Genomic DNA, 17027 nt, shown 5'->3' with positions numbered 1-17027 from the left:
GCCCCTATTACGTGAAGCCCCTTGCGGGCCGAGCGGAGAGGGGTTGCAGTGACCAGGCCGCTGCGACTGTTTACTAAAAACACAGCACTCTGCAAACGCGAAAGCGGACGTATAGGGTGTGACGCCTGCCCGGTGCCGGAAGGTTAATTGATGGGGTTATCTTCGGAGAAGCTCTTGATCGAAGCCCCGGTAAACGGCGGCCGTAACTATAACGGTCCTAAGGTAGCGAAATTCCTTGTCGGGTAAGTTCCGACCTGCACGAATGGCGTAACGATGGCGGCACTGTCTCCACCAGAGACTCAGTGAAATTGAACTCTCGGTTAAGATGCCGAGTACCCGCGGCTAGACGGAAAGACCCCGTGAACCTTTACTACAGCTTTGCACTGGACTTTGAACCTACTTGTGTAGGATAGGTGGGAGGCTTTGAAGCGGCGACGCCAGTTGCCGTGGAGCCATCCTTGAAATACCACCCTGGTATGTTCGAAGTTCTAACCTCGGCCCGTGATCCGGGTCAGGGACAGTGCATGGTGGGTAGTTTGACTGGGGCGGTCTCCTCCCAAAGCGTAACGGAGGAGCGCGAAGGTACCCTCAGCGCGGTCGGAAATCGCGCAATGAGTGCAAAAGCATAAGGGTGCTTGACTGCGAGACAGACACGTCGAGCAGGTGCGAAAGCAGGCTTTAGTGATCCGGTGGTCCTGTATGGAAGGGCCATCGCTCAACGGATAAAAGGTACTCCGGGGATAACAGGCTGATACCGCCCAAGAGTTCATATCGACGGCGGTGTTTGGCACCTCGATGTCGGCTCATCACATCCTGGGGCTGAAGTCGGTCCCAAGGGTATGGCTGTTCGCCATTTAAAGTGGTACGCGAGCTGGGTTTAGAACGTCGTGAGACAGTTCGGTCCCTATCTGCCGTGGGCGTTGGAGATTTGAGGGAAGCTGCTCCTAGTACGAGAGGACCGGAGTGGACGTACCCCTGGTGTTCCGGTTGTCACGCCAGTGGCATTGCCGGGTAGCTACGTACGGACGGGATAACCGCTGAAAGCATCTAAGCGGGAAGCCCCTCCCAAGATAAGATCTCCCTGGGCACTCGATGCCCCTGAAGGTCCGTCGTAGACCACGACGTTGATAGGCGGGATGTGGAAGTCGGGTAACCGGTGAAGCTAACCCGTACTAATTGACCGTGTGGCTTGACCATATAACACCCAAACGTTTTGGACTGCTGAGCGCACGCCGCTCGCTCCTCTGCGATCTCACCGAACAATAGGCCATCAGCCCTAATGCTGATGCGCCTCCGCTTTTCCTGGCGGCCAAAGAGCACTGGAACCACCTGATCCCATGCCGAACTCAGTAGTGAAACGGTGCATCGCCGATGATAGTCTGGGGCTTCCCCATGCGAAAGTAGGTCACCGCCAGGGTTTATTTGGCTAGCGTGCCTAAAAAGCCCACTCGTGATATCACGAGTGGGCTTTTTTATGTGCTCAATGGTGGCCTACGACCTAAAACCTTAGGTGCTTGCTACTGGTAGGCTGGTTTGAGCCGGCATCTGCTGCTGGATACGTCGAGCACCGAGCCGACGTAGCTTCGATTTCAGGCTGGTAAAGGCCGACTTGATCGATTCCTCGGCCTTTTTCTGGGCCTCGCGAACGATAATTTGCTGACGTTCCGGTGATGTGACGATAAGCTCTAAGCGGACACGATGTCCGTTGAGTTGATCGAATTCTTCGGCAATGCGGGCCTGAATCTCATAATCACGGCCGGGAAAGCTGGTTTGGATCGCTTGTGCGTGCTGGTTAATCAGCCGCTTAATGCGGTTATCCAAAGCGAGAAAATCTCCAGAAATACGAACGCTCATTCACTACCTCGTGAGATGGAACCACGCTTGCGCTACCGATTCGTATGAATCGTCTTCGTGGTTTCCGAGCCATGTTGTCACTTGTCAGGGGCAGCCGAGACGGCCTTTGGGCTCCAGTTGGGTCGTCTGGATTGAACGCCGACGGGTGGTTGTACGTTGCTGGACCGTTTGCGTCTCTTGGCACGACTTGCCGCGACGTTTGGCTAATCTTAGGTTTTAAGCATCGGCTCCCGCAATGGCAACAATGCATAACGAATCGCCGGTTCAGCGGCCGAATCGAGCCATTGAGTTGTTGCGATGCCTGAGTTATCACTCGATGCATCCATCCTTGTGGAGCCGGTACCGCGAAAGGGGTGGTGCGGTGGCGCTTTTAAACATTTCCATTGTTGTGATCGTGACCATATCACAAAGGTAGAGCTCCGGCACCTAGATTTCCAGTGGACGCGGTTCGATCGATCGAACTCGATATAAATCCATTATTTCTCTCGGGTGTTGAGCGGGGTGAGCGAGCGAACTTTCCCGGCTCCCCTGTACTCGAACTTGATGAGCTTCCTAGAAGCTCTCTGACTCCTTGTCGTGTTCCCCGCCTCTGGCGGGGTTTTTTTGTTTGCGGTCCTGGTGCTCGTGCACGGCCTGCTCTAATGCCGACAAGCGCTGTTGCAGGGCTGCGAGTTCCGTTCCCCAACCTTTGACGGCCTTGCTGAGTGCTGGTAATTGGGCGAGGGTGGCGAGTTCGCGCAGCATCTGCTTTATCGGCCGCGCTGGGGTGCCGAAGACGGTTGCGCCGGCGGGAACATCCTTGGTGACACCGGATTGGCCGCCGATGCGCGCGCCGGCTCCGATCTCGAGGTGATCCGAGATCGCGACCTGGCCGGCGACGACAGTGCCGGTCCCTAACCGGCTGCTGCCGGCGACGCCAGACTGGCTGATTAAGATGACGTGGGCGCCGATCTCGGTGTTGTGTGCGATTTGCACCAGGTTGTCGATCTTGGTTCCGCGACCGATGCGGGTCTCGCCCAACGTGGCGCGATCGACACAGCAGTTACAGCCAATCTCGACCTCGTCCTCGATCACGACTCGTCCGAGCTGTGGAATCTTGCGATGGGCGTTACCGTCCCACTCGAAGCCGAAGCCATCGCCACCGATCACGCAGCCGGCGTGAAGGATGCAACGGCTGCCAATCTCGGCATTGCGCTGAATGGTGACATTGGCCTCGATGGTGCAGTTGGCGCCGAGCTGAACCCCGCACTCGAGGACGCTGCCAGCGCCGATGACCGAGCCTGGGCCGATGCTGACATAAGCACCGATGACGGCGTTTGGACCGATTGCGACGTCGTCGGCGAGCCGGGCGCTCGGATCGACGATCGCGCTGGAATGGATACCGGCGGCACTGGGTTTCGGGACGAAGCGTTCGGCGATGCTAAAAAAACGTGCTCTAGGTTCTGTGGTACGCAGCAAATGAGGGCCAGCGACGTCCGGAAAATCCTTGGGGACGATCACCGCGCCGGCTTGGCTCGCGCCGACCCTCGCAGCCTGATCGGTACGCTCAGCGAAGCAAAGATCGCTCGGCCCGGCAAGGGCGAGGGTATTGACTCCGGTAAAGCCGGTGATCACCACTTCGGTTGACGCCGGGGCCGTGCCCGCCCCGGCCTGGCCTACCGGAGGTGGAATCTCGAGCAGATCGCATAGCTGGTTCAAATCGAGGACCATGGTGATTTGCCTTGTGGTTTGCGTGATTCCAAGTGTGATTCCAGAGTAAGAGTGCGACGGCTGATGCCAGAAGGCGACACCATTACCAAACTGGCGCGATTCCTTGACCAAGCGCTGTCCGGGCAACGGCTACGGGCGGTGCGGTTACATCCCGCTTTCGGTCCTTCGGCTGGGGCAGTCCGGATCCAGCGCATCAGCGCGCATGGTAAGCATCTGTCTATCGTATTCGACAATGGCCACTTGCTACGCAGTCATCTCGGCCTCCATGGGAGCTGGCATCGCTATCGGGTCGGCGAGCCTTGGCGCCGGCCGCGCCGGCAGCTTTCGCTCCTGCTCGATGCATCGGACTGGGATTATGTATGCTTCAACGCCAAGGAGATAGAATGGCTGAAGCAGGGCGGTTTCGGCTTGGCCGACCGACAACAGCACCTCGGCCGTGATTTGATCGCTCAACCGCTCGATCCGGCTTCTCTGCTCGTTCGGGCGCGGCAGCTGCTCACCCCCGCGACCTTGTTGGTCGATGTGCTGCTCGATCAGCGGCTCGCGGCAGGCATCGGCAATGTCTACAAATCCGAACTCCTGTTTCTCGAGCGGTATGGGCCACTGACGCACCTCGGTGCGCTCAACGATGATGACTTGCTCAGCCTCTATCGGCGCGCGGTCACCCTGCTAGGCGCGAACCTCGGTAGCGGTCCACGCACGACCCGCTTCGAGCGCGACGATCGCGGCTCACTCTGGGTCTACGGCCGACGCGATCAGCCCTGTTTACGCAGCGGAGCCCCGCTTCGCCGCGCTATCATCGGCGCGCGTCCGCGCTCGACCTATTGGTGCGCGCACTGTCAGCAGGCAGACACCATGGCTGCGATGTCGACATGAGCGCCGGCCACAAGGCCCCCGAAGCCCATGAGGCGAGCGACTGGCTGATGCTCGGCGCCCTAACGCTTATGTGGGGCTCATCATTCCTGTTCACCAAACTCGCGGTTGCTGGACTCGGGTTCGAACGGGTGGTGACGGCTCGGCTAGCACTCGCGGCAATCATCTTGGTGCCTTTGGCGGTCGCGCTGCGCCGGCCGTGGCCAAGTGGCGTCAAGCGCTGGCTCTTTTTTGGCCTGATCGCGGTGATTGGCAATTTGCTACCGTTCTCGTTGATCACCTGGGGGCAGCGCGCGATCGCTAGCGGCCTGGCTGGCATCCTGATGGCGGTGATGCCGCTCGCGACCCTGGGCTTGGCGCATCTGTTCGTGCCGGGCGAAACGCTGACCCGCGGCCGCATCTGGGGCTTCCTGCTCGGTTTCACTGGGGTGTTGTTGCTGATCGGTCCCGAGGCGCTGCTCGCGATCGGCGGCGATCGTGGTCCCTTGCTGCCGATGCTTGCAGTGCTGGCCGGCGCGCTCTGTTATGGCGTTTCGGCCATCCTGTCGCGATTGCGCCCAGCCAGTGATGCGGTCTCCACTGCGGCGGCCGTGACCACACTGGCGGCGATACTGTCGCTGCCAGCGAGTCTCGGCTCGGTGTTGCAAGGAGCCTCGGCGCTCGTGTTAACGCCGAGTGTGATCGGGGCAGTGCTCTTTCTCGGACTGTTTTCGACCGCGGCCGCGATGATCGTCTATTTCCGACTGATCCAGCGCGCGGGTCCTAGCTTCACCTCGCAGCTCAATTACTTGATTCCGCTCTGGGCAGTTGCGATCGGCATCCTGTTCCTCGGCGAGGAGCCGACGCTAGGCCATCTGGGCGGGCTGTCGCTGATCCTCGGCGGTGTTCTCCTCGCGCGACGAGCCGGGCGCTCGATCCGGCGCGCGCTGTCCGAGCAGGTATCTTCCACTGCGTCAGAAGGGAGGCGCGAGGGTCGTCATTGACGGTCATTCGAACAAATCTTGGAATGCCTTCGCGAAGCGCTTATAGGCGTCCCAGCCGTCCTTGTCCATGACCTGATCGATGACCCAACGATTCTCGTCTTCCCGCCCCATCAGCTGTTGGATCTCGAAGCCGAGATGGCGCAGGAAGGGGTAAGTAGGGCCTTCATCATCGAGTTGGAAATCGGCGTACTCCTCGGAGCGGGCATTGAGCCGCTGCAGGAAGGGCGAGCCGTAATCGCCCGGGCCAAGCAAGTCCTGGCTGTTATCCTGCACATGTTCAACGAGCTTCTTCGCAAAGGCCGTGATCAACTCGCGCCGTTGCGTGTCGTCGAGCAGGCCATGGCTGAGGCGGTCGGCGATTTGGATCAGAAAGACGAGATATTCCTGGATCACCTCCAGGCGCTGAGCATCGTCGTGATAGACGAAACGCTCGCAATGCAGCGAGATCGCCTTGTCGATCGCGATGCGCCAGGCGATGAAGGCGAGGGCCCCGCCGATCTCAACGAGCGAGCGTTGGTTCTCATCGTTCCACCAGTGACTCTTGATGCGTAGCGCCATGCCTGACTCCCGGTTCTATCGACTTTATTTCTGAGCATTTTGCTGGGTAAACTCCGGCCTTACCTAGGGCAAGCCCACAGCAACTCAAGCACCTCTCCAAGGCGCGGGAGATGGGGCCGCTCTTTCCTTTAGAACAGGCCAACGACGATGAAGCAGCAACAGGTTCAGGCGCTGACCGACACCGTTCAGCGTAATTGCCATATCTCCGATGCCCGCCACGGCGGTGACTATTCGCTCTGTGTCTATCTGATGAAGATGCGTGAGTACTATCGCTGGGAGAAGCATCTGCCCTTCAATGCCGCACTGCAAAAGGATGCGCTAGGTGACTGGCTGGCCGCGCGCGAGGAGCTTTGGGAACTGCTTGCCGACGAGGAACTCTCCCCCGTCGACATCGCGGGAGAGTGCTTCGATCCCTTTGATGCCGAGGCCATCAACGCCCGGCTTGCCCCCGAGGGATTGGTCTACAGCAGCGGGTTAGGCAATCAGGCCAAGCCGCACTTCTTCCTCGGTGACCTCGAGCGGGTTGCGGTCAATGGCGATTGTTCAGTCTATGTCTCGGCCGAGGAATATGCGCGTGATCTGACCGCACCGCCGGCGATGTCGCTCGGTAAGACCATCTTCCTGCGTCGCGAATCCTTGCGCCGGATGCTCTGGGAGAAGCTCGAGAGCTGGCGGTGGAGTCGGCCCGACAATGCGCTTGGGCGTGCCTTCGCCTGTTATGCGTTCGATACCGACTTCGAGACGGCATTGGACGCCATGACCGATCGTGAGATCGATAATGCGCTCTTGCACGAGCGGGGCGAGCATCAAGCCGGGTTCTTGTTGGGTGATGCCGCCTGGGGAGAAATGCTGCTTGATCTCGCCCAAACGCCGGCGGAGTTGATGGCGCGCGCGGTACGCGATCATCTGGCGGACTGCCTCGTTACCTTGCCGCACTTGCTGGAACGCGTCGATGACGCGGGGCAGCCAGCAGCCCTGCACTTTTACATCGGCAATCTCACCAATATGCGCAAATCGATCTTTCCGTCGCTCGCAGGGGCTTATGAGCGCTGGCGCCTGGACGCTGACCTCGTGAACCTTCGACGACTCGCCGAATGTGGCCGCGACCATTGGCTGGCGCTGGGCACGGCGATGCTCGATCTGTATCGGCGGCAGGGTGCGGACGCGGCGCAGCCGATCCGCGAGCTGGTCTCGGCGCGGCATCTCTAGGTGCCGGGCGCTCGTAAACCGACTCACCCTGCGCGCATATCCGAGAGCAGCATTTGCCGGCCTGAGCGCTCAGTGGTCATGCTCGGCCTCGCTCTCATCGTACGGCCTTGGGCTTGATGACGGTGACCGCCGCCATTGTGCGGCCCTTCGCTCGCTCGAGCAAAGCTTCGATCCCTTGCGTCGTCTTTGATGCCGCTCTGCGGTCCGTTCGATGCGCTTCGCTTTTGATCCGCTCGGCTCGGCGGTACACTCTGCACCTGTTTTCCCTTCTCATGCCAGAGGTCTCCGTGGTCGCCCCGCAGCCGAGTTTTCGCCGTATCGAGCGGCTTCCGCCCTATGTCTTCAATATTGTCAATGAGTTGAAGGCTGCGGCCCGAGCGCGGGGTGAAGACATCATCGACTTCGGCATGGGCAATCCGGACCAGCCGACGCCGCAACACATCGTCGACAAGCTGGTCGAGGCCGCGCAGCGACGCGACACCCACCGCTATTCGGTCTCGCGCGGCATCCCGCGTTTGCGCCGAGCGATCGCGCGCTGGTACCTGGATCGCTTCGATGTCGAACTGGACCCGGATAGCGAGGCGATCGTCACCATCGGCTCCAAGGAGGGGCTGGCGCACCTGGCGCTGGCGACCATGGGCGCGGGCGATACGGTGCTGGTGCCGAATCCGGCCTATCCGATCCATCCCTATGGCTTCATCATCGCTGGCGCCGATGTGCGCCATGTCCAGTTGACGCCCGAGGTCGATTTCTTCGAGGAGCTGCGCCGCTCGATCCTCGACTCCTGGCCGCGGCCGAAGATGCTGGTGCTGAACTTCCCCGGCAACCCGACCACCCAGTGCGTCGAGCTGCCGTTCTTCGAGCAGGTGGTCGCGATCGCGCGCGAGCATGGCATCTGGGTGGTGCACGACATCGCCTATGCCGACATCGTCTTCGATGGCTACAAGGCGCCGTCGATCCTGCAGGTGCCAGGGGCCAAGGATATCGCGGTCGAGTTCTTCTCGATGTCGAAGAGCTACAACATGCCGGGCTGGCGCATCGGCTTCATGTGCGGCAATCCGCAGCTGATCGCGGCCTTGGCGCGGATCAAGTCCTATCTGGACTATGGCACCTTCACGCCGATCCAGGTCGCGGCCATCCATGCCTTGGAGTCGCCGCAGGACTGTGTCGCCGACATCCGCGACATGTACCAGAGCCGCCGCGATTGCCTCTGCGACGGGCTCAATGATGCCGGCTGGCCGGTCGAGCGCCCGAAGGCGACCATGTTCGTCTGGGCGCGCATTCCCGAGCCCTATCGCGCGATGGGTTCGCTCGAGTTCTCGAAGAAGCTGCTGCGCGATGCCAAGGTGGCGGTTTCGCCGGGGGTTGGTTTTGGCGACTATGGCGACGACCATGTGCGCTTCAGCCTGATCGAGAACGAGCATCGCACCCGTCAGGCGGTGCGCGGCATCAAGCAGATGTTCCGTGAGGATGCGCGCGCTGGCTAGTCTGCGGTATTGCCTTAAGCAGCGTTTAGAACTGAGGAGAACCTATGGAACCTGTCAAGATCGGTCTGCTGGGCTTGGGCACCGTCGGTGGTGGCAGCGTCACCGTCCTGACGCGGAATGCCGATGAGATCGCGCGCCGCGCCGGACGTGCCATTCAGATCACGCATGCCGCCGCGCGCCAGTATGATCCCGAGCGGATCGAGGGCTTAGGGCAGATCGGGCGCATCAGTGATGACGCCTTCACCGTCGTCGATGATCCCGAGGTTGATATCGTCATCGAGCTGATCGGCGGCTACTCACCGGCGCGCGAGCTGGTGCTGCGGGCGATCGACAACGGCAAGCATGTGGTCACCGCCAACAAGGCGCTGATCGCGCTGCATGGCAACGAGATCTTCGCCGCCGCCCAGGCCAAGGGCGTGATGGTCGCGTTCGAGGCCGCTGTCGCCGGCGGTATCCCGATCATCAAGGCGGTGCGCGAGGGGCTGGCGGCGAACCGCATCGAGTGGATCGCCGGCATCATCAACGGCACCGGCAACTTCATCCTCAGCGAGATGCGCGACAAGGGCCGCGCCTTTGCCGAGGTGCTCGCCGAGGCGCAGGCGCTCGGCTACGCCGAGGCCGATCCGACCTTCGATGTCGAGGGGATCGATGCCGCGCACAAGCTGACCATCCTCGGCTCGCTGGCGTTCGGCATCCCGTTGCAATTCGACAAGACCTTCACCGAGGGCATTTCGAGGATCGAGCCGCAGGATGTCGCCTTTGCCGCCGAACTGGGCTATCGCATCAAACATCTCGGCATCACCCGGCGGGCCGAGGCCGGTATCGAGATGCGGGTGCATCCGACCCTGATCCCGCATCGACGGCTGATCGCGAACGTCGACGGCGTGATGAACGCGGTCCTGGTCATGGGCGACGCGGTTGGACCCACGCTCTATTACGGCGCCGGTGCGGGCGCGCTGCCGACTGCCTCGGCGGTGGTGGCGGATGTCGTCGATCTGGTGCGCGCGCTGACCACCGATCCGACCAACCGCGTGCCGCATCTGGCGTTCCAGCCGGATGAACTCACCGATACCCCGGTGCTGCCGATCGAGGCAGTCGAGACCGCGTACTATCTGCGCATCACGGCGCTCGATCGCCCCGGTGTCATGGCTGCCATCGCCGGTATCCTGAGCGAGGAGGGCATCAGCATCGAGGCGATCAAGCAAAAGGAGCCAGCGGCGGGCGAGACCTCGGTGCCCTTGATCATGCTCACCCATCGCATCGAGGAGGCGGCGATGAACCGGGCTATCGAACGTATCGAGGCCTTCGACGGCAGCGTTGGCGAGGTGGTGCGCATCCGCATGGAGAGCCTCGAGGGCTGATCGCCCTTGGGCGAGCGCGATCGCAGCCCAACATTGCCGACACCAGACAGCATCGGGCCGCCTGGCCCACCAATCAGCGAGCAGTCAAGACGATGGAAACCGAAGCAGTCGCACACCTGATCCGCACGGGCCTGCCAGACGCCGAGGTCGAGGTCACCGGCGATGGTAGCCACTTCGAGGCCGTGGTGGTCAGTTCGGCCTTCGCCGGCCTCACCCCGATCAAGAAGCAGCGCCTGGTCATGGACACGGTGCGCGCGCAGATCGCCTCTGGCGAGCTGCATGCCCTGTCGATCAAGACGCTGACCCCCGAACAGCAGTCGGCCTCGGCCTAGGCCGCTAAGGGGCTGAACTGACCGGCGGCCTCAGGCGGAGGCGCCCAACGCTGATGCTGCGGCCTCGGCACGGTGCTCGAGCTGAGAGGCGCTCAGCGCGTTGCCGGGCGGGAAATGGCAGGTGAAGGTGGTGCCTTCACCCGGTTCACTCGCCACTGCCAGGCGCGCGTCGTGGCGACTCAGCACATGCTTGACGATCGCCAAACCAAGCCCGGTACCACCCGAGGCGCGGGAACGTGCCTTGTCCACCCGATAGAAGCGCTCGGTCAGGCGCGGAATATGCTCGGGCTCGATCCCCGGACCATCGTCCTCGACCAGGAAGATCGGTCCGCTGGGGGTGTCTGTCCAGACCAACTGGATGTGGCTGCCGGGCGGCGTATGCTTCACTGCATTGAAGAGCAGGTTGGAGAAGGCGCTGCGCAACTCGTTGTTCTTGCCGAGCAGCAGCAACTCGCTGTCGATATCGATGCTGAACTGGTGGCGACCACCGCTAAGCGCCGAGGCGTCGGCGACGATCTGCTCCAGCTCGCAGGGGACATCGACCGGGGCGATCTCGAGCACATGTTCGTCCATCTCCAGTCGTGACAGGGTCAGTAGATCCTCGATGATATTGCGCATGCGCTCGGCTTGATGCTGCATCAGAGTCAGTGGCCGGCGATGGTTGGAGGGCGTTTGTGCCGAATCGGCTAGCGTTTCCAGGAAGCCGGTGATCACCGTCAACGGGGTGCGCAGCTCGTGCGAGGCGTTGGCGACGAAGTCGCGCCGGATCAGGTTGAGATGGAAGATCTTGGTGATATCGCGCCCGACCACCAGGCGCTGCTTCTTGCGCTCGCCGAACGGCGCCACGCGAATGCTAAGCATGAGCGAGCGGTTATGGGCGGGGGCCACCTCGAGCGGGCGGGCATATTCGCCGGCGCTGATGTAGTCGGCGAGTTCCGGATGCTCGAAAACCTCGATCAATGACTTGCCTTCATCGCGCGGCCAAGACAGGTCCATCAACACCTGCGCGGCCGGGTTGGCCCATTCGATGCGACGGTTCTTGTCCAGCACCACCAAGGCGTCGGGCACAGAGTTGGCGGCTTCGCGAAAACGCCGAAAGAAGCGCACTTGGCGTTTGCGCCCCTTGCGACCGCGCTGCTGGTATTGGCCGATGGCACGGTAGATGTCGCCCCAGATACCTTTCGGGAAGGGCGGGACCAGGCGATGCTGGCGGCGAATCAGGCGCGCCAGCTGTACCAGATGCCATGCATGCCGGGCCAGCAGCAGGCATAGCATCAGGAGCACGGCCTCGGCCCAGCCAAGACCGAGGCTGATCAACGCCACGGCGGTGAGCGCGGCCACGATGATCAATCCCAGTTCGTAAGCGTGTCCGCGTCGCATCATTTGTCCGAGAAGCGGTAGCCGACGCCCCGGACCGTTTGCAGCAGGTGCTCGTGCCCGGTCTTCTCGAGCGCCTTGCGCAGGCGACGGACATGCACGTCGACGGTGCGCTCCTCGACATAGACCTGGTCGCCCCAGACCTGATCGAGCAGTTGCGAGCGGTTGAAGGCGCGATCGGCATGGGTCATGAAGAAGTGCAGCAGGCGATATTCGGTCGGCGCGATGTCGATCGCGATGCCATTGGCACTCACGCGGTGGCTGACATTGTCGATGGTGAGACCGCCGATCTCGGTTTGATCGCTGACCTCATCGGGTTGGCTGCGCCGCAGCACGGCGTTGACGCGCGCCACCATCTCGCGCGGCGAGAAGGGCTTGGTGATGTAATCATCGGCGCCTGTATCCAACCCCTTGACGCGATCTTCTTCCTCGCCGCGCGCGCTGATCATGATGATCGGCATGTTGCGCGTCTTCGGGCTGTGCTTGAGCTGGGCCGCGAGTTCGAGGCCGGAGCGGCCGGGCAGCATCCAGTCGAGCAGCACCAGCTCGGGGTGCTCGGTGAGCAGCTTGCGGGCCTCGTCGGCGTGACCGGCCTCGAGGACGCGAAAGCCGCCTTCTTTGAGGGCGAAGCGCATGACCTCGCGAATATCGGGCTCATCATCGACGATCATGACGGTGGACATGGGCGGATTCCAGCAATATTGGTTCTCAACGATGCGACGCATTCTATGTCGATGCGATGACAATCTCGTGACCGCGGCACGCTGATTGATCGTCTTTGGTCTTTACCTGGGGCGATCGGCTGGTAATATTCTGAACGCTTGGATGCTTTGCTGCTTAGGATCAGATATTGAGCGCTGACGAACCGACCGATCACGCGGCTGACAAGACCCGACGCCAAGTGTTCCAAGGCAAGATCATCGATGTTGGGGTGGAGCACATTCGCTTACCCAATGGTCGTCATGTCGATCTTGAGATTGTTCGCCATCCGGGCGGGGCGGCGGCGGTGGCGATCGACGACCGCCGCCGCGTCTGCCTGCTCAGGCAGTTCCGTCATGTCGCCGGGGGCTGGCTGTGGGAGCTGCCGGCCGGCAAGCTCGATCCCGGCGAAGGACCAGCGACGACCGCCGAGCGGGAACTCGCCGAGGAAGCAGGGCTGATGGCGGCGACCTGGGACTCGCTCGGTCGCCTGCACAGTTCCCCGGGCGTCTTTGCCGAGGTCATTCACCTATTCCTGGCGCGCGGTCTGAGCGAAGTCAATCTTGGGCACGATGTCGATGAGGTCATCGAGGTGCACTGGGTCGCCCTCGATCAAGTACTCGACTGGTGTCTCAACGGCACCATCACCGATGCCAAAACCCTGGTCGGCCTCTATCGGGCGGCAGCCTTTCTGCGCCATGGCAGCGATGCGCCTGTCGATGGTCCGGTGGCGGTCGTCGCCGAATGAGTGCGTGGCGTTGGCGGCTCTCGGGACGACTGTCGGGGATTCTCGAGAGGCTTTCGGGGAGCGCCTCGCGGGGGGCGACTCAGTGGCGAGGTGGTACGTGCTGGTTGTAGCGCTCCATCAGATAGCAGAGACAGTCCTGTCGGATCACCGTCGCATCGGCGGTCAGCATCGAGGGCATCGCCGGGACCTGGAGTTTTAGCTCATCCTGTTCGATGCGGAAGAACTGATCGGCCACGTTGCGGCCATGTTCGTCGCGCACGTCGAGGCGCGCCCCCGGGCGCGCTTGCGCAAAGGCGGTGCCGGCGGGTAGCTCGCGAAAGTTGAAGCGCTCGAGTTCCGGTGACAGCACCAACTGCGCCTCGTGCGGCGGAAAGCCAAAGCTGACCTGTTCCGGGATCGTCACCCGCGCGACGGTGTGGAAGAGGTCGAGATCCTGCGCCGGCAGGGGGTGCTCGGGCAGCTCGCACAGATGCAGGCAGGCATCGATGAACTCGCGCGCGTGCTCGACGCCGCGACGATCGCCCACCCGCCCGCATTCGAGCGTCACCGCCGGGCAGAGCCGCGCCATGGCCTGCGACTGAACGCCGGTGGGTCGCACGAAGTACACCACCGTGCGCGCGAACAGACGCGCCAGGTGCAAATAACGGTTGTCGAGGCGGTTGACGCAGGCGTAATGCGGATTGCTGCCGGTGTTGTTGTGCAGGTCGATGCTGGCGAACAGTCCGCGCCGCTGCATGATCTCGACCACCTGCGACATCAACGCCTGCGCGGGTGAGGCGGGTTCCTCGGTGCCGGGCCAGACGCGGTTGAAATCGGGCTGATCCGGCAGATGGCGCGCATTGGCCGCGGCGGCCTGGACGTTGCCGATGAACAGACTCAGCGCGCGCGGCAGGCGCAGGCGTCCGTGGCGCTCGAGACACTGGCTGAGCAAGAGCCGCACCGCGTCCCAGCCGACCGGCTCGTTGCCGTGCATCAAAACCGACACGAACAGCGCCGGCTCGCGCTCGCCGGCGAGATGGATCAGCGTCGGGCCCGGCAGCCGCGTGCCGAGGTCGATGCTGTTGAGTTCGAGCAGCCCGTCGGGAAGCTGGTCGAGTTCATGGAGGGTGAGTGCGGTGTCGGTCATAAGTCCTGTCGGTTGCGCGGGCTCATCAGGCGGCGGCGCGGTGCCCGCCCTCGATGCGTTACTCTAGCACCCAGTTCACCTAGGTTAATACGAGATCCTTATTATGCTCTGGCTGATTGTTGGATTGATCCTGTTCCTCGGCGTGCACTCGGTGGCGATCATCGATGCCCAGTGGCGCGATCGCATGGCGACACGGCTCGGGCCGGTGGTGTGGAAAGCCGCCTACGGGCTGATCGCGCTGCTCGGCCTGGTGTTGGTCGTCAACGGTTATGAGGCGGCGCGCAGCAGCGGCGCGATCCTGCTCTATCAGGCGCCGATCTGGATGCGCCACATCACGCTGCTGCTGATGCTGCCGGTGTTCGTGCTCTTGCTCGCGGCCTACCTGCCGGGGCGCATCCAGCGCGCGACCAAGCATCCGATGCTGCTGGCGGTCAAGGTCTGGGCGTTCGCCCATTTGCTAGCGAACGGCACCCTGGCCGATGTGCTGCTGTTCGGCGGCTTTCTGGCGTGGGCGGTGGCCGATCGCATCTCGCTGAAGCGGCGCACGCCGGTTCCGGTGCCCGGTGCGCCCAGCGGTCGATTCAATGATGGGATCGCGCTCGGCGGTGGACTCGTGCTGTATCTGCTGTTCCTGTTCTGGCTGCATCAGGCGCTCTTCGGCGTCGCCCCGCTGGGGGCGTCCGGCTGAGCGGTTTGGGGTCGACGAGATGCGCCGCGCGCTCTAGCGGGCGCGCCACTTGTCGATCAGGCGCAACAGGCTCAACAGCGGGTGGCGCCAGCGCAGACGCGGCTCGGCGTAGCGCATCACGGCGCGCAGACGCGGGCGCTGGGTCTTGCTGTAGCAGTCCGTCGCGCATTGATCGCAGGGCTGCTTCAGCTCACCGAACACGCACTGATCGAGCCGCTGATGGGCATAGCGCAGGAGATCCTCACAGGCCCCGCAGAGCCGGGCCGCTTCAGCGCTGCCGGCGTGATGCGCCCGGCAGTAGAGGGCGCACATCGCGGCGATGGCGCGTTTCTCGCGCCGGATGCGGCGGCCCCGGTTCGCCGGGCGCAGCGCCGCTTGTTTGCTTGACCGCGACGACGCTGAGCGTGCCGGGGAGCTTGGGCGTTGGACTGGCATCTGCATGGGGCTATTATCGAAAAACCGCACCAAAACGGTTTGATAAATGTCAACTCATCCCGAGTCCGAAGCCCGTCTATACTGAGGCCCGCGTCTCGGCGTGGCTCAGTCCTCCATTCGACACCGAACCCTGAAGACAAGCACTATGTTTTGGACCAACGTTTTTCTCGCCGGCTCCTTCGTGGCGATGATCGCGCTCTTCGTCTGGCTGTTTCGCGACGGCGAGGGCCCCTCGCCCGGCCCGGCGATCATGCGCAAACGCGGCCACGACGACGCCGATGAGCCGGCCTCGGAAGACGAGGAGACGCGCTGATTCGGAGACGCTCGCCGACGTGCCCTCGCTCGATGAGGCACTCCGCGCCCGAGTGGGCGACCCAGACTGCGTCAGTCTGAATCTGGGCCTGGGCCTGGGCTTGGATCCGGATCTGGATCCGGTTTTGCGCCCGAATCCGACCGCGAACCCGAACTCGGACCCAGCTCGGCATTCGGGAGCACGACCAGATGCTCGCCCTGCAACCGGATGCCGATGCGCTCGCCGACCTCATGGCGGTGGTGGCTCGGCACCAGGCACAGCACCTCGGTGCCGCTATCGAGTTGCAGCGTGTAGAGGAATTCCGCGCCACGGAATGCACGTTCGACGATCGTGGCCTCGCGCGGGCTGTCTTCGTCGTAGAGGATATCGTGCGGACGAATCAACACCTCGACTTCGCTGCCGGCCTCGAGGAACGGCGACTCTGGCCCCGCAGCACGGCCGAGTTCGGTGCGCAACTGCCCGGAATTCGACACGCTGGCCGGCATCAGGACGCCGTGACCGATGAAATCGGCGATGAAGCGGTCCGCCGGTTGGTGATACAGCTCGAAGCCGGTGCCCGTTTGATGCACCGCGCCTTGGTTGAGCACGGCGATCTGATCGGCCATCGCGAAGGCCTCGAACTGATCATGGGTCACTAGGATGGCGGTGATCGCCTCGCGCTTGAGCAGCGTGCGCACCTCGCGCGCGAGTTGCTCGCGCAACTCGGCGTCCATGCTCGAGAACGGCTCATCGAGCAAGAGGATATCCGGGCGCGGCGCCATGGCGCGCGCCAGCGCCACGCGCTGCTGCATCCCGCCCGAGAGTTCGTGTGGATAGAGCGGGGCCGCCTCGCTGAGTCCGATCAGCTCCAGCAGTTCGTCGATGCGGGTTTGGCGCCGCGGGGCGCTGAATGTGCGCAGGCCGAAGCCGATGTTGTCGGCCACCGAGAGATGCGGAAACAGGGCGAAGTCCTGAAACACCATGCCGATATGGCGATGCTCGGGCGCCAGCGTCCAGCCGGGCTCGGAGACGCAATGGCCGCGGATCAGGATGTTGCCCTTGCTCACCGGCTCGAAGCCGGCGATGGCGCGCAACAGCGTGGTCTTGCCGCAGCCGCTGGGGCCGAGCAGACAGCCGAGGGTGCCGCTCTCGAGCATGAAGTCGACATGGCGCACCACGGTGGTCTCGCCGTAGGCGACATCGACCCCGCGCAGCTCCAGACGCGCCGGTGGGTTGGGGTCTAAGTGATCGAAACGCTCAGTCATGGGCGGGCAGGGCATGCAGCGACGAGGGCC

Annotated in this window: 17 protein-coding genes and 2 rRNA genes (1 of these 19 cut by a window edge); 11 read left to right on the top strand and 8 right to left on the bottom strand. The window is 62.8% G+C overall.

Going from position 1 to position 17027, the window contains the following annotated elements; translation table 11 throughout:
* Window positions 1–1197 (top strand): 23S ribosomal RNA (locus CCR82_RS11875) (it extends 1690 nt beyond the left edge of the window).
* A gap of 104 nt (window positions 1198–1301) precedes the next feature.
* Window positions 1302–1417 (top strand): 5S ribosomal RNA (rrf, locus tag CCR82_RS11870).
* An 89-nt stretch (window positions 1418–1506) separates the two neighbouring features.
* Here the strand turns inward: rrf and CCR82_RS11865 are convergent.
* Window positions 1507–1854: a Fis family transcriptional regulator gene (locus CCR82_RS11865; RefSeq protein WP_201245987.1), complete on the bottom strand. Its 348-nt coding sequence runs from the start codon at window positions 1852–1854 to the stop codon at window positions 1507–1509.
* Between the two features lie 552 nt (window positions 1855–2406).
* The gene (gene lpxD, locus CCR82_RS11860; RefSeq protein WP_201245986.1) at window positions 2407–3564 is read right to left on the bottom strand and encodes a UDP-3-O-(3-hydroxymyristoyl)glucosamine N-acyltransferase; all 1158 of its coding nucleotides are present in this window, start codon (window positions 3562–3564) and stop codon (window positions 2407–2409) included.
* A 63-nt stretch (window positions 3565–3627) separates the two neighbouring features.
* On the opposite strand from lpxD, the gene CCR82_RS11855 reads away from it, so the two are divergent.
* Entirely contained in the window at window positions 3628–4440 is an 813-nt protein-coding gene (locus CCR82_RS11855) for a DNA-formamidopyrimidine glycosylase family protein (protein WP_201245985.1), read from the top strand.
* The gene (locus tag CCR82_RS11850; protein ID WP_201245984.1) at window positions 4437–5420 is read left to right on the top strand and encodes a DMT family transporter; all 984 of its coding nucleotides are present in this window, start codon (window positions 4437–4439) and stop codon (window positions 5418–5420) included. Before CCR82_RS11855 ends, CCR82_RS11850 begins: the two co-directional genes overlap by 4 nt.
* 3 nt (window positions 5421–5423) lie before the next feature.
* Here the strand turns inward: CCR82_RS11850 and CCR82_RS11845 are convergent, their stop codons facing one another.
* Complete coding sequence (locus tag CCR82_RS11845) at window positions 5424–5978, bottom strand: hypothetical protein (protein ID WP_201245983.1); 555 nt, start codon at window positions 5976–5978, stop codon at window positions 5424–5426.
* 147 nt (window positions 5979–6125) lie between these two features.
* On the opposite strand from CCR82_RS11845, the gene CCR82_RS11840 reads away from it, so the two are divergent.
* The 4 genes from CCR82_RS11840 to CCR82_RS11825 all read left to right on the top strand — a co-directional run bounded on the left by CCR82_RS11840 (window position 6126) and on the right by CCR82_RS11825 (window position 10367).
* Window positions 6126–7187 (top strand): Sfum_1244 family protein, encoded by a 1062-nt coding sequence (locus CCR82_RS11840; protein ID WP_201245982.1) that lies wholly within the window; start codon window positions 6126–6128, stop codon window positions 7185–7187.
* A gap of 272 nt (window positions 7188–7459) precedes the next feature.
* Window positions 7460–8674: an alanine transaminase gene (alaC, locus tag CCR82_RS11835; RefSeq protein ID WP_201245981.1), complete on the top strand. Its 1215-nt coding sequence runs from the start codon at window positions 7460–7462 to the stop codon at window positions 8672–8674.
* Between the two features lie 44 nt (window positions 8675–8718).
* On the top strand, window positions 8719–10035 hold the full coding sequence (locus CCR82_RS11830; protein WP_201245980.1) for a homoserine dehydrogenase: 1317 nt from the start codon (window positions 8719–8721) through the stop codon (window positions 10033–10035).
* Between the two features lie 92 nt (window positions 10036–10127).
* The gene (locus CCR82_RS11825) at window positions 10128–10367 is read left to right on the top strand and encodes a BolA family protein (RefSeq protein ID WP_201245979.1); all 240 of its coding nucleotides are present in this window, start codon (window positions 10128–10130) and stop codon (window positions 10365–10367) included.
* Window positions 10368–10397: 30 nt separating this feature from the next.
* Here CCR82_RS11825 and phoR read toward each other — a convergent pair whose 3' ends face one another.
* A complete protein-coding gene (gene phoR, locus CCR82_RS11820) occupies window positions 10398–11747 on the bottom strand; it encodes a phosphate regulon sensor histidine kinase PhoR (RefSeq protein ID WP_201245978.1) in 1350 nt (449 codons plus the stop codon).
* The gene (gene phoB, locus CCR82_RS11815) at window positions 11747–12427 is read right to left on the bottom strand and encodes a phosphate regulon transcriptional regulator PhoB (protein WP_201245977.1); all 681 of its coding nucleotides are present in this window, start codon (window positions 12425–12427) and stop codon (window positions 11747–11749) included. The genes phoR and phoB overlap by 1 nt, the downstream gene beginning before the upstream one ends.
* Window positions 12428–12591: 164 nt before the next feature.
* Here phoB and CCR82_RS11810 point away from each other — a divergent pair, with 164 nt between their 5' ends.
* Entirely contained in the window at window positions 12592–13191 is a 600-nt protein-coding gene (locus tag CCR82_RS11810) for an NUDIX hydrolase (RefSeq protein WP_420827330.1), read from the top strand.
* A 79-nt stretch (window positions 13192–13270) separates the two neighbouring features.
* Here the strand turns inward: CCR82_RS11810 and CCR82_RS11805 are convergent, their stop codons facing one another.
* The gene (locus tag CCR82_RS11805; protein ID WP_201245975.1) at window positions 13271–14317 is read right to left on the bottom strand and encodes a M14 family metallopeptidase; all 1047 of its coding nucleotides are present in this window, start codon (window positions 14315–14317) and stop codon (window positions 13271–13273) included.
* A gap of 103 nt (window positions 14318–14420) precedes the next feature.
* Here CCR82_RS11805 and CCR82_RS11800 point away from each other — a divergent pair, with 103 nt between their 5' ends.
* A complete protein-coding gene (locus tag CCR82_RS11800) occupies window positions 14421–15005 on the top strand; it encodes an NnrU family protein (RefSeq protein ID WP_201245974.1) in 585 nt (194 codons plus the stop codon).
* A gap of 33 nt (window positions 15006–15038) precedes the next feature.
* On the opposite strand, the gene CCR82_RS11795 is transcribed toward CCR82_RS11800, so the two are convergent.
* Window positions 15039–15446, bottom strand: a complete 408-nt coding sequence (locus CCR82_RS11795) for a nitrous oxide-stimulated promoter family protein (protein ID WP_242513416.1) — start codon at window positions 15444–15446, stop codon at window positions 15039–15041.
* A 139-nt stretch (window positions 15447–15585) separates the two neighbouring features.
* Here CCR82_RS11795 and CCR82_RS11790 point away from each other — a divergent pair, with 139 nt between their 5' ends.
* Window positions 15586–15753, top strand: a complete 168-nt coding sequence (locus CCR82_RS11790; protein WP_201245973.1) for a hypothetical protein — start codon at window positions 15586–15588, stop codon at window positions 15751–15753.
* A 71-nt stretch (window positions 15754–15824) separates the two neighbouring features.
* Here CCR82_RS11790 and CCR82_RS11785 read toward each other — a convergent pair whose 3' ends face one another.
* On the bottom strand, window positions 15825–17012 hold the full coding sequence (locus CCR82_RS11785; RefSeq protein ID WP_420827326.1) for an ABC transporter ATP-binding protein: 1188 nt from the start codon (window positions 17010–17012) through the stop codon (window positions 15825–15827).
* Window positions 17013–17027: the final 15 nt, after the last annotated feature.

Source organism: Halochromatium salexigens (assembly GCF_016653295.1).
GTDB classification, from domain to species: domain Bacteria; phylum Pseudomonadota; class Gammaproteobacteria; order Chromatiales; family Chromatiaceae; genus Lamprobacter; species Lamprobacter salexigens.
The sequence above is the reverse complement of the archived record's forward strand: the minus strand, read 5'-3'. Positions and strand labels throughout refer to the sequence as shown.